This is a genomic window from Streptomyces taklimakanensis (assembly GCF_009709575.1).
GTDB lineage: Bacteria > Actinomycetota > Actinomycetes > Streptomycetales > Streptomycetaceae > Streptomyces > Streptomyces taklimakanensis.
Genome location: NZ_WIXO01000001.1, coordinates 4,330,872 through 4,343,021 on the forward strand (window position 1 = coordinate 4,330,872; position 12,150 = coordinate 4,343,021).

Annotated in this window: 11 protein-coding genes and 1 riboswitch; of the genes, 10 read left to right on the forward strand and 1 reads right to left on the reverse strand. The window is 71.5% G+C overall.

Annotation, left to right across the window (positions count from 1 at the left end; all coding sequences use genetic code 11):
• Positions 1–95 precede the first annotated feature (95 nt).
• From rpsB to F0L17_RS19325, 6 genes are all read left to right on the forward strand, one after another.
• Positions 96–986: a 30S ribosomal protein S2 gene (rpsB, locus tag F0L17_RS19300; RefSeq protein WP_155072042.1), complete on the forward strand. Its 891-nt coding sequence runs from the start codon at positions 96–98 to the stop codon at positions 984–986.
• Between the two features lie 108 nt (positions 987–1,094).
• Complete coding sequence (gene tsf, locus F0L17_RS19305) at positions 1,095–1,931, forward strand: translation elongation factor Ts (RefSeq protein WP_155072043.1); 837 nt, start codon at positions 1,095–1,097, stop codon at positions 1,929–1,931.
• A 203-nt stretch (positions 1,932–2,134) separates the two neighbouring features.
• Entirely contained in the window at positions 2,135–2,905 is a 771-nt protein-coding gene (gene pyrH / locus F0L17_RS19310) for a UMP kinase (protein WP_155072044.1), read from the forward strand.
• A 173-nt stretch (positions 2,906–3,078) separates the two neighbouring features.
• Entirely contained in the window at positions 3,079–3,636 is a 558-nt protein-coding gene (gene frr, locus F0L17_RS19315) for a ribosome recycling factor (protein ID WP_162466429.1), read from the forward strand.
• A gap of 21 nt (positions 3,637–3,657) precedes the next feature.
• Positions 3,658–4,815: a phosphatidate cytidylyltransferase gene (locus F0L17_RS19320; RefSeq protein ID WP_162466430.1), complete on the forward strand. Its 1,158-nt coding sequence runs from the start codon at positions 3,658–3,660 to the stop codon at positions 4,813–4,815.
• Positions 4,816–5,100: 285 nt separating this feature from the next.
• Positions 5,101–5,868, forward strand: coding sequence for a DUF4365 domain-containing protein (locus F0L17_RS19325; RefSeq protein WP_238419441.1), 768 nt, complete (start codon positions 5,101–5,103; stop codon positions 5,866–5,868).
• 270 nt (positions 5,869–6,138) lie between these two features.
• Here F0L17_RS19325 and F0L17_RS19330 read toward each other — a convergent pair whose 3' ends face one another.
• Positions 6,139–6,741 (reverse strand): HAD domain-containing protein, encoded by a 603-nt coding sequence (locus F0L17_RS19330; protein WP_162466431.1) that lies wholly within the window; start codon positions 6,739–6,741, stop codon positions 6,139–6,141.
• Positions 6,742–6,899: 158 nt separating this feature from the next.
• Between F0L17_RS19330 and rlmN the strand changes: the two genes are divergently transcribed.
• The 4 genes from rlmN (at position 6,900) to F0L17_RS19350 (ending at position 12,122) form a co-directional block, all read left to right on the forward strand.
• Entirely contained in the window at positions 6,900–8,006 is a 1,107-nt protein-coding gene (gene rlmN, locus F0L17_RS19335; RefSeq protein WP_155072046.1) for a dual-specificity RNA methyltransferase RlmN, read from the forward strand.
• 95 nt (positions 8,007–8,101) lie between these two features.
• Positions 8,102–8,236: riboswitch (TPP riboswitch) on the forward strand.
• Positions 8,231–9,310, forward strand: coding sequence for a thiamine ABC transporter substrate-binding protein (locus F0L17_RS19340; RefSeq protein WP_162466432.1), 1,080 nt, complete (start codon positions 8,231–8,233; stop codon positions 9,308–9,310). It overlaps the preceding riboswitch by 6 nt.
• 23 nt (positions 9,311–9,333) lie before the next feature.
• Positions 9,334–11,040: an ABC transporter permease gene (locus F0L17_RS19345; RefSeq protein ID WP_338018141.1), complete on the forward strand. Its 1,707-nt coding sequence runs from the start codon at positions 9,334–9,336 to the stop codon at positions 11,038–11,040.
• Positions 11,041–11,042: 2 nt separating this feature from the next.
• Entirely contained in the window at positions 11,043–12,122 is a 1,080-nt protein-coding gene (locus tag F0L17_RS19350) for an ABC transporter ATP-binding protein (RefSeq protein WP_155072047.1), read from the forward strand.
• Positions 12,123–12,150 lie beyond the last annotated feature (28 nt).

Genomic DNA, 12,150 nt, shown 5'->3' on the forward strand with positions numbered 1-12,150 from the left:
TCGGCCCCCAGGTTTCGCAGGCAGCGCGTCGGGGCGTCAGGAGCGGTGGCCGTCCGGCCGCCGCGGACAACCGAGTATCCCAAGGAGATGCGGCCATGGCCGTCGTCACGATGCGGGAGCTGCTGGAGAGCGGCGTCCACTTCGGGCACCAGACCCGCCGTTGGAACCCGAAGATGAAGCGCTTCATCTTCACCGAGCGCAACGGCATCTACATCATCGACCTGCTCCAGTCGCTGTCGTACATCGACCGCGCCTACGAGTTCGTCAAGGAGACCGTCGCCCACGGCGGCTCCATCATGTTCGTCGGCACCAAGAAGCAGGCCCAGGAGGCCATCGCCGAGCAGGCCACGCGCGTGGGCATGCCCTACGTCAACCAGCGCTGGCTCGGCGGCATGCTGACCAACTTCTCCACCGTCCACAAGCGCCTCCAGCGCCTGAAGGAACTCGAGCAGATCGACTTCGAGGACGTGGCCGCCTCCGGTCTCACCAAGAAGGAGCTGCTGGTCCTCTCCCGCGAGAAGGCCAAGCTGGAGAAGACGCTCGGTGGTATCCGCGACATGCAGAAGGTGCCCAGCGCCGTCTGGATCGTGGACACCAAGAAGGAGCACATCGCCGTCGGTGAGGCGCGCAAGCTCAACATCCCGGTCGTCGCCATCCTCGACACCAACTGCGACCCGGACGAGGTCGACTACAAGATCCCGGGCAACGACGACGCGATCCGCTCCGTCACCCTGCTCACCCGTGTGATCGCCGACGCCGTCGCCGAGGGGCTCATCGCCCGCTCCGGCGGCACCGGCGAGGGCAAGGGCGAGAAGGCCGCCGGCGAGCCGCTCGCCGAGTGGGAGCGCGAGCTGCTCGAGGGTGACGCCCAGAAGGCCGACGAGGCCAAGGAGACCGAGGCCCCGGCCGCGGAGCAGGCCGCCCCAGCCGAGGCCGCGGAGCAGACCGCCCCCGCCGAGGACGAGAAGCCGGCCGAGCAGGCCTGACCACGCCGCAGACGGTGCGGCCGGGGGCGGTGCCGTGAGCGCCGCCCCCGGCGTACACCCGCGGATCGATCCATCCTCATCGACTTTCCGGGAAGAGATTCACCGACCATGGCGAACTACACCGCCGCCGACGTCAAGAAGCTCCGTGAGCTCACCGGCGCCGGCATGATGGACTGCAAGAAGGCGCTGGACGAGGCCGAGGGCAACGTCGACAAGGCCGTCGAGATCCTCCGTGTCAAGGGGCAGAAGGGCGTCGCCAAGCGCGAGTCCCGCACCGCCGAGAACGGCGCCGTCGTCTCCCTGCTCGCCGACGACAACACGTCCGGCGTGCTGGTCGAGCTGAAGTGCGAGACCGACTTCGTCGCCAAGGGCGAGAAGTTCCTCGCCGTCGCCGACGCCATCGCCGCCCACATCGCCGCCACCTCCCCGGCCGACACCGAGGCGCTGCTCGCCTCCGAGATCGAGTCCGGCAAGACGGTCCAGGCGTACGTGGACGAGGCCAACGCCACCCTCGGCGAGAAGATCGTCCTCGACCGCTTCGCCCAGTTCTCCGGCGGCTACGTGGCCGCCTACATGCACCGCACCAGCCCGGACCTGCCGCCGCAGGTCGGTGTCCTGGTCGAGCTGGACCAGGAGAGCGCCGAGATCGCCAAGGACGTGGCGCAGCACATCGCCGCGTTCGCCCCGAAGTTCCTCTCCCGCGAGGACGTCCCGGCCGACACCGTCGCCAACGAGCGTCGCGTCGCCGAGGCCACCGCCCGTGAGGAGGGCAAGCCCGAGCAGGCCCTGCCGAAGATCATCGAGGGTCGCGTGAACGGCTTCTTCAAGGAGAACTGCCTCCTGGACCAGCCCTTCGCCAAGGACAACAAGAAGTCCGTCCAGAAGGTGCTGGACGAGGCCGGTGTCACGCTGAAGCGCTTCGCCCGCTTCCGCGTCGGCGCCTGACCCGCACCGCCGTACTTCCACGGCGGACCGGCCGCGCCCGGTCAGGGTCGGGCCACGGGGCCCGTCCCGGTCGTCGCGCACGGTGTGTACGACGCGCCCGGACCGGACGACCGCAGTTGTGACGAGGAGGCCATTGCCGCTACCTGGGGCCAAGAGGAACCATCGGCAATGGCCTCCTCACGCATGTGCACGAGGAGATCCGCATGAAACAGGGCATCGACCCCGGAGACAAAGCCTCCGACAAGGACCGCGGCCACCGCCGCTTCCTGCTGAAACTCTCCGGCGAGGCGTTCGCCGGCGGCGGGGGGCTCGGAGTCGACCCCGACGTCGTGCACAAGGTCGCCCGTGAGATCGCCGCCGTGGTCCGCGACGGGGCGGAGATCGCCGTCGTCATCGGCGGCGGCAACTTCTTCCGTGGCGCGGAGCTCCAGCAGCGCGGCATGGACCGGGCCCGCTCGGACTACATGGGCATGCTCGGCACGGTCATGAACTGTCTCGCCCTCCAGGACTTCCTGGAGAAGGAGGGCATCGACTCGCGCGTCCAGACCGCCATCACCATGGGCCAGGTCGCCGAGCCGTACATCCCGCTGCGCGCCGTGCGTCACCTGGAGAAGGGGCGCGTGGTCATCTTCGGCGCGGGCATGGGCATGCCGTACTTCTCCACCGACACCACCGCTGCCCAGCGCGCCCTGGAGATCGACGCCGAGGCGCTGCTGATGGGCAAGAACGGCGTCGACGGCGTCTACGACTCCGACCCGGCGACCAACCCCGACGCGGTGAAGTTCGACGCCCTGGAGTACGGCGAGGTCATCGCCCGCGACCTGCGGGTCGCCGACGCCACCGCCATCACCCTCTGTCGCGACAACAAGCTGCCGATCCTCGTCTTCGAACTGCTCGCCGAGGGCAATATCGCGCGGGCGGTCCGGGGTGAGAAGATCGGCACGCTGGTGAGCGACCAGGGCTCCCGGAGCTGACCACCGGCACCGGAGACGAACACGACGTCCGTACCGGAGCGGGAGACACGGCTCCGGTACGGCAACTCCGTGCCACACGAAGGGCACGGTACGGGGATGGACAACAGCCTGCCGGTCGGACACCGTGCAGGAATCAGGGCTTTCCGGCTCAATCATCGAACCAGGAGCACGTGGTGATCGAAGAGACCCTCCTCGAGGCCGAGGAGAAAATGGAGAAGGCGGTCGTCGTCGCCAAGGAGGACTTCGCCGCGATCCGCACCGGTCGTGCGCACCCGGCGATGTTCAACAAGATCGTGGCCGACTACTACGGCGCGATGACCCCGATCAACCAGCTCGCGTCGTTCTCGGTGCCCGAGCCCCGCATGGCCGTGGTCACCCCGTTCGACAAGAGCGCGCTGCGCAACATCGAACAGGCCATCCGCGACTCCGACCTCGGCGTCAACCCCTCCAACGACGGCAACATCATCCGTGTCGTCTTCCCGGAGCTGACCGAGCAGCGCCGCCGGGAGTACATCAAGGTCGCCAAGAGCAAGGCCGAGGACGCCAAGATCTCCATCCGCAGCGTCCGACGCAAGGCCAAGGAGGCCATCGACAAGGCCGTCAAGGACGGTGACATCGGCGAGGACGAGGGCCGCCGCGCGGAGAAGGAGCTCGACGACACCACCGCCAAGTACGTCACGCAGGTGGACGAGCTGCTCAAGCACAAGGAAGCCGAGCTGCTCGAGGTCTGAGATCCTAAGGCTGCGATTTCCGTGAACGACTCATCCTGGGGAGCGCCGCCGGGCGCCGGACCCCCCGGCCGACCCGGTTACTGGAGCCCTCCCGGCCAGGGCTCCCACTCCCCGCTCCGCGCGGAGACCGCTCCGGTCTCGGCGGGTTACGTGCGCGAGGACGGCGAGGCGTCGCAGACTCGGCGTATGCCCATCGTGCCCGACGCCCCCGGCGGTGACCAGGACGATCGCGACGGCCGGGCGGCCGGGCGTCCGCCCGGCGACGGCCCCCGCCCCGACGGTGGTCCGTCCGGACCGCCGGCCGACCCCGACGTGTCCCCGGCCTCGGCCGGCCCCGCGTCCCACGGCCGGTCCCAAAGCCGCAAGCGGGCCGGCCGTGACCTGCGCGCCGCCATAGGGGTGGGTGTGGGGCTGGGCGTCGTCATCCTCGCCTCGCTCTTCGTCTACAAGCCCGTCTTCGTCGGCGTGATAGTGGTCGCCGTCGTGGTCGGACTGTGGGAGCTCACCTCCCGCCTCGCCGAGCGCAAGCAGATCCGGGTGCCGCTGGTGCCCCTGGCCGTGGGCGGCGCCGCCATGGTCGTCGCCGGATACGTCCGAGGCGCGGAGGGCGCCTGGGTGGCGGTGGCGCTCACCGCCCTGGCCGTCCTGGCCTGGCGGATGACGGAAGAACCGGGGAACTACCTACGGGACGTCACCGCGGGCGTCTTCGCCGCCTTCTACGTCCCCTTCCTGGCCACCTTCGTGGCCATGATGCTCGCCGCCGCCGACGGCCCGCAGCGGGTGCTGACCTTCCTGTTGCTCACCGTCGTCAGCGACACCGGGGCCTACGCCGTCGGCTGGCGCTTCGGCCGCCGCAAGCTCGCCCCGCGCATCAGTCCCGGCAAGACACGCGAGGGACTGCTGGGGGCGATGGTGTTCGCCATGGTCGCGGGCGCGTTGTGCACGCACTTCCTCATCGACGGCGGCGCCTGGTGGCAGGGCCTGGTGCTGGGGCTGGCGGCAGCCACCAGCGCGACCCTGGGCGACCTGGGTGAGTCCATGATCAAGCGGGACCTGGGCATCAAGGACATGGGAACCCTGCTGCCCGGCCACGGCGGCATCATGGACCGACTGGACTCCCTGCTGCCCACCGCCCCCGTGGTCTGGCTGCTGTTGACCGTCTTCGTCGGCGCCGGCTGACACCCCCGTTCCCCGGGCCCGGCGCCGCATCGCGCCGGGCCCGGGTGCGCCCGCGGAGGTGACCGCGGGCGGTAACCGCGCGGTCCGTCTGGTTCGTCTCGCTCGTCCCCGTCCCGTACACGGCCGTCCGGAGCCGGTGGACGCGTCCGGACCGCGTTCCGGCCGAGACCGACACAGCGGCGAAGCGAGGCACGTGGGGCGCACACCGCCACGGTCCTCGGGGACGGACAGCGTGTCGTTGGCCGGCCGTAACCTGATTCCCGCACACGGTGAGGGAGGGGCTGGATGCCGAAGGTGCCGGAGAGCCGGCGTGTCGGACGCATGGCGGTGAACGAGGTGCGTGCGTTGCTGGAGCGGCACGGCCACATCGTGCAGGAGATCGACGGTGGCAACGACCACGGCGAGGACCTGCACGTCACCTTCGTCCGAAGCGGGCAGCGGACGGAGGACTCCGTGGCCGTGCAGGTGAAGGGCGGGATCTCGACCCGGACCGGGAAGGGGCACCGTGTCCCGGTCGGCGACCACGGGGACAACTGGCGCGATGGCAGTCTCCCCGTGCTCTGCGTGGTCCACGACCCCGAGCGGGGCGGCCTCTTCTGGGCCAACGCGACCCGTCAACTCCGTCGGGCCATGGCACTGCGCAAGACGGCGAAGTCCATCGTCGTCCCCCGGGAGTCGGTACTGGAGGACGCGAGTCTCGACGCGTTCGTGCAGAAGATGCGGAACTATCTGGCTCGGGAACGCCAGGGGGTCGGCAGGTGGGCGGACATGGCGGGCGTCGAGTTCGCCCCGAACGACATCGTCAAGTTCTTCGAGAACGAGGTCGCCGAACCCATGGTCTTCTGGCAGCGCCGGGGGGAGCCGTACGCGACGCTGCTCCACCACGACCTGGACTGGGAGCCCGTGCCCGTCCAGGAGTGGATGCTCCGTTTCGAGCCGATCCCGTCGATCGGCCACGTCATCCTCGATCTCGCGGAAGCGCACTGGCTCATGGGCTGCTTCAAGTCCACGGAGTGGTGGCGTCGCCCGGCGGAGCGGCACGACCCCGTCTGAGTTCCGCCGGGCCCTCACCGGGAGGTACGCGAACTCGCGGCGCGAGCACGGTGCGCTCGGGTGGGACCGGACGCGAGGAAGGCCGAGCATTCCCGTTCTCGGTTCCGGGCGCGTGGGGCGCCGGGCACCGTGACCCGGGCCGTGTCCCGGCCGGAGCGAGCTGTACCGGCGAGGGCGGCCGACGCTGACAACCGTCGGTGGCTGAGCCGCGGGTCACAGCGTTGGCCGCCCCAAGCGCCCCAGGTCGGCGAGGTCCCGCGTCACGTCGTGTCACCATTCGGCATGGCCGCTGCACGTGCTCTCACCGCCGCACGAAGGGCCTCTGAGCGGTTCGTGATCCACCCCTGTCGAGATGGTCGGCGCGGTGAGGTGGAGCCAACCGGCGAGCACGTCGAAATCGTCGTCGGCGAGCCCTGTGCTCGGGTCGACACGGTGAAGCAGTGACGGTCCTCGGTGCTGGGCGGTAACCCAGAGTCGGTCCATTTCGCCGATCTCGTCATCGACCCAGACGAAACGGCGGTGGCCGGCCCACTCGACAAGGTGGCGAGTCTTCCAGTGCAAGCCGCGTGGTCCCTCGTCGGTGAACGTGTCCGGCCATCCGAGGACAGGCAGCGCCGGCAGTCCGAGTCGTGGGGCGACGGCATCGTTCGCGTCGTCCATCCATGTCGAGGCCCACACCATGTCGCACCCCAGGGCGGTCAGGCGCGGCCCGACGGCGGGGTCGAGGCGGTCCAGCAGTGGATTCCCCCGACGGTGAGACCCCGCGGAGCCGGCGGAGCCGCCCTGCCGGGGGCGATGGAACGGCGGCCCGAACGGGATCAGCGGTCCGTCGATGTCGAGGAAGAGGAGGGGGCGCTCCGCCGAGCCGGTCACAGCGGCACGATAGCCCCGTCGAAGCAGGAGGGACACCCGGTCCTGGGCCGTCTGTGGGCCGTGCGAGGGTGGCCGACGACGGCAGGCGGCCGGGGGTGACCACGGCCTCCCCGCTCCGGCCTGGGGTGCCGTAGTCGATCTGCGACACTGGAGAAGTTATGCCTGCACCCGGAGAACTCACCTTCGTCGCGCCGCGCGGGGCCGCCAAGCCGCCGCGGCACCTCGCCGACCTCACCCCCGCCGAGCGCCGGGAGGCGGTCGCGGCGATCGGCGAGAAGCCCTTCCGCGCCCAACAGCTGTCGCGGCACTACTTCGCCCGGTACGCCGCCGATCCCGCCGCCTGGACCGACATCCCCGCCGCCGCGCGCGGGAAGTTGGCCGGCGAACTGCTGCCCGAACTGATGACCGTGGTGCGGCATGTCACCTGTGACGACGACACCACCCGCAAGACCCTGTGGCGACTGCACGACGGGACGCTGGTGGAGTCCGTGCTGATGCGCTACCCCGACCGGGTCACCATGTGTGTCAGTTCCCAGGCCGGATGCGGCATGAACTGTCCGTTCTGCGCCACCGGGCAGGCCGGGCTGGACCGCAACCTGTCCACCGCCGAGATCGTCCACCAGATCGTCGAGGGCATGCGCGCACTGCGTGACGGGGAAGTGCCCGGCGGCCCGGCCAGGCTGTCCAACATCGTCTTCATGGGGATGGGCGAGCCGCTGGCCAACTACAAGCGGGTCGTCGGGGCCATCCGCCGCCTCACCGACCCCGAGCCCGACGGGCTGGGCCTGTCCCAGCGCGGCATCACCGTCTCCACCGTCGGCCTGGTGCCCGCCATCCACCGTCTGGCCGACGAAGGACTCAAGTGCCGGTTGGCGGTCTCCCTGCACGCCCCCGACGACGAACTGCGCGACACCCTGGTGCCGGTCAACACGCGGTGGAAGGTCCGTGAGGTCCTCGACGCCGCCTGGGAGTACGCCGAGCGGTCCGGCCGCCGGGTCTCCATCGAGTACGCCATGATCCGCGACATCAACGACCAGGCGTGGCGGGGCGACCTCCTCGGGCGGCTGCTGGCGGGCAAGCGGGCGCACGTCAACCTCATCCCCCTCAACCCCACCCCCGGCTCGAAGTGGACGGCCTCCCGGCCCGAGGACGAGCGGGCCTTCGTCGAGGCGTTGGAGGCCCACGGCGTGCCCGTCACCGTCCGCGACACCCGTGGCCAGGAGATCGACGGCGCCTGCGGACAGCTCGCCGCCACCGAACGCTGAGCCGTACCGGGAGACGGGGGCCCAAGGACGCGGCGGGCCGCTGGTACCGTGGCGGTGACCGCACAGGTCGCACGCAGTGTCGAACATCGAAACAATCGAACCGACAGGGGAGCGCGTACAGCGCTGAGAGTGCGGTGTCGCCGACCGGCCGGGAGGCCGGTTCCGGGGAGCCGCAGACCCTCGAACCTGATCCGGTTAGTACCGGCGTAGGGAGTCAACACACCGTGGTCACGAAGTTCCGGCGCGCCCTGGGCGTCGCCGTCCTCGGCACGCTCACCCTCTCCGCCCTGACCGCCTGCGGCGGTCCGGAGTCGTCCGGCGGCGGGAAGGGGGACACGAAGAAGGTCACCGTCGTCGCCCACGGCTCCTTCGTGCCCTCCGACGAGGTGCTGAAGGAGTTCACCGAGAAGACCGGCCACACGGTCGAGGTGCTGGGCGGCGACGACGCCGGCTCGGCCCTCAACCAGGCGATCCTCACCAAGGGCAATCCGCAGGGCGACGTCTTCTTCGGCGTCGACAACACCCTCCTCTCCCGGGCCCTGGACGCCGACCTCTTCACCCCCTACGAGGCCGAGGGGCTGGAGAAGATACCCGCCGAGTACCGGCTCGACGAGGAACACCGCGTCACCCCCGTCGACTACGGCGACGTCTGCGTCAACTACGACCGCTCCTACTTCGACGAGCGCGGTCTGGAGCCGCCGAGGACTCTGGACGACCTCGTCCGTCCCGAGTACAAGAACCTGCTGGTCACGGAGAACGCCGCCACCTCCTCGCCCGGCCTGGGCTTCCTGCTGGCCACCGTCGCCGAGTACGGCGAGGACTGGGAGGAGTACTGGGAGAGGCTGAGGGACAACGGCGTCGAGGTCGTCGACGGCTGGGAGCAGGCCTACAACGACCGCTTCTCCGGCTCCGCCGGCGGCCGCGGCGGCGACCGGCCGCTGGTCGTCTCCTACGCCTCCAGCCCGCCCGCCGAGGTCCTCGGTGCCGACCCGGCCCCCGAACAGGCCCCCACCGGGGTGGCCACCGGAACCTGCTTCCGGCAGGTCGAGTTCGCCGGGCTGCTGGACGGCGCCCGCAACCCCGAGGGCGGCAAGGCGCTGCTGGACTTCATGATCGGCGAGGCGTTCCAGGAGCACCTGCCGTTGCAGATGTTCGTCCACCCGGTGCGCGAGGGCACCGAGCTGCCCGAGGTCTTCACCCGGTACGGCGAGACCATCGAGGACCCGCACACCCTGGCGCCGGAGCGGATCGCCGCCGACCGCGAGACGTGGATCAAGGCGTGGACCTCGACCGTCCTGAGGTGAGGACGGGAGCCCCGGGCGGAGACGTGAGGCGGGACACCGAAGCGGGCGGGGGCGCGGCGACCGGCGGCCGCGGCAGGACGGCGGCGGTGCGGCTCGCCCTGATCGCCCCGCCCGCCGCCTTCCTCGCGCTGTTCTTCGCCTATCCCGTCGCCGCCATCACCGCCCGCGGACTGTACGACGGGGGCCGGTGGCACCCGGAGCGGATCGCCCTGGTGCTCGGTGAGCCCGGCATCCTCCACGTGGTGTGGTTCACCGTGTGGCAGGCGGCGGCTTCCACCGTGCTCACGGTCGTCCTGGCCCTGCCCGGCGCCTACGTCCTGGCCCGGTACGACTTCCCCGGTCGGCGCGTGGTGCGGGCGGCGGTCACCGTGCCGTTCGTGATGCCCACCGTCGTCGTCGGCTCCGCCTTCCTCGGTCTGCTGGGACGGGGAGGACTGACCGAGCAGTGGTGGGGCCTGCGGTTGGACGAGGGGCCCGCCGCGATCCTGCTCGCCCACGTCTTCTTCAACTACGCCGTGGTGGTCCGCGTCGTCGGCAGCCTGTGGGCCCAACTCGACCCCCGCCAGGAGGAGGCCGCCCGGGTGCTCGGCGCGGGCCGCTGGACCGCCTGGCGCACCGTGACCCTCCCGGCGCTCGCCCCGTCCGTGGCCGCCGCCGCGGCGATGGTCTTCCTGTTCACCTTCACCTCCTTCGGTGTCGTCCAGGTCCTCGGCGGCCCCCGCTACGCCACCCTGGAGGTGGAGATCTACCGGCAGACCGCCCATCTGCTGGACCTGCCCACCGCCGCCGTTCTGACGTTGGTGCAGTTCGCCGCCGTCGCCGCCCTGATGGCCCTGCACGCCCGCGGTGTCCGGCGTCGCGGCGGCGCCCCGGCCCTGGTCGACGCCTCCCGCACCGCCCGCCGTCCGCGCGGGGCGCGGCAGAAGGCGCTGTTGGCCGCGGTGCTCACGCAGATCACCGTGCTGATCGCGGTGCCGCTCGCCGTGCTCGTGGAGCGCTCCCTCAACGGTCCCGACGGCTACGGCACGGACTTCTACCGCGCCCTCGCCTCGTCCGACGCCTCCGGCGGGACCTTCGCCGTCGCGCCCTTGGAGGCGGTCGGCAACTCCCTGGCCTATGCCGTCGCCGCCACCGCCATCGCCCTGACCGTCGGGGGTCTCGCGGCCGTCGCCCTCACCCTGCGCGGGCCCGGCGGCCGGGCCGGACGGCTGGTGCGCGGTTTCGACGCACTGCTGATGCTGCCGTTGGGCACCTCGGCCGTCACCGTCGGGTTCGGCTTCCTCATCGCCCTGGACGAGCCGCCGCTGGACCTGCGCTCCTCGTGGATCCTGGTCCCGCTGGCGCAGGCCCTGGTCGGTGTCCCGTTCGTGGTGCGGACCCTGCTGCCGGTCCTGCGGGCCGTGGACGACCGACTGCGCCAGGCCGCCGCCGTCCTGGGCGCCCCGCCGGCGCGCGTGTGGCGCGAGGTCGACTTTCCGCCGGCGCGCCGGGCGCTGCTGGTCTCCGCCGGTTTCGCCTTCGCCGTCTCCCTGGGGGAGTTCGGCGCCACCGTCTTCATCGCCCGCGCCGACACGCCCACCCTGCCGGTGGCCGTCGCCCGCCTCCTCGGCCGGGCCGGCGAGGCCAGCTACGGGCAGGCCATGGCGCTCAGCACCATCCTGATGGTGGTGTGCGCGGCCACCCTGCTGGCGCTGGAGGGCGTCCGCACCGACCGATCGGGAGAGCTGTAGCCATGGCGTCCCTGCGACTTCGGGCCGTCACCGTGCGGTACGGCGGCCTCGCCGCCCTGGACGCGGTCGATCTCGACGTCGCCGAGCACGAGATCGTCTGTGTGCTCGGCCCCTCGGGCAGTGGCAAGTCCACCCTGCTGCGGGTCGTGGCGGGCCTGACGGAACCGGACGCCGGACGGGTGCTGCTCGCCGGGCGCGACCAGCGTGGGGTGCCGCCGCACCGACGCGGTGTGGGGCTGATGTTCCAGGACCACCAGCTCTTCCCCACCCGTGACGTCGGCGGCAACGTCGACTTCGGTCTTCGCGTGCGGGGGGAACCGCGCGAGGACAGGGAGGCACGGGTCGCCGAGCTGCTGGAGCTCGTGGGCCTCCCCGGCACCCGGCGTCGTCCCGTCGCCACCCTCTCCGGCGGGGAACAGCAGCGCGTCGCGCTCGCCCGCGCCCTCGCCCCCCGTCCCGGGCTGCTGATGCTGGACGAGCCGCTCGGACAGCTCGACCGGTCCCTGCGCGAGCGCCTGGTCGTCGAGTTGCGCCGGCTCTTTCGCCGGCTGGGCACCACTGTGCTGGCCGTCACCCACGACCAGGGCGAGGCCTTCGCGCTCGCCGACCGGGTGGTGGTGATGGAGGGAGGCCGGATCGTCCAGACGGGTGACCCCGCCGAGGTGTGGCAGCGTCCCGCCTCCGAGTTCGTCGCCCGTTTCCTGGGCTTCACCAACATCGTCCCGGCGACCGTGCGCGGGACCGTCCCCGGCACGGCCGACACGCCCTGGGGCGCGGTCCCCGTACCGGCCGACGCGCCGGCCGGGCCGTGCACGCTGCTGGTACGGCCCGGTGGGGTGCGGATCGAGGAGGCGGACGCCCCCGGGGACGGCGGGACGTCCGGTGCGGGCCTGCCCTGCACCGTGACGGCCCGCACCCTGCGCGGCGGCGGATTCTCGGAGATCTCGCTGCTCCTGGAGCCGGAGCGCGGACCGGCGCTGGAGGCGTCCTGCCCGCTGCGCTCGGCACCCGAACCGGGAGCGGCCGTGCGCGTCGTGTTCACCGCCGACGACGTGGTGGTGCTGCCGTCGGAGACGGCGTAGCGCGGAGGCCGCCCCGGCGGGACGATCC

Coding starts and splice junctions, on each gene's coding strand:
- pyrH (WP_155072044.1), top strand. CDS start 2,135: ATGAAACAGGGCATCGACCCCGGAGACAAAGCCTCCGACAAGGACCGC.
- F0L17_RS19325 (WP_238419441.1), top strand. CDS start 5,101: ATGCCGAAGGTGCCGGAGAGCCGGCGTGTCGGACGCATGGCGGTGAAC.
- rlmN (WP_155072046.1), top strand. CDS start 6,900: ATGCCTGCACCCGGAGAACTCACCTTCGTCGCGCCGCGCGGGGCCGCC.
- F0L17_RS19350 (WP_155072047.1), top strand. CDS start 11,043: ATGGCGTCCCTGCGACTTCGGGCCGTCACCGTGCGGTACGGCGGCCTC.
- rpsB (WP_155072042.1), top strand. CDS start 96: ATGGCCGTCGTCACGATGCGGGAGCTGCTGGAGAGCGGCGTCCACTTC.
- tsf (WP_155072043.1), top strand. CDS start 1,095: ATGGCGAACTACACCGCCGCCGACGTCAAGAAGCTCCGTGAGCTCACC.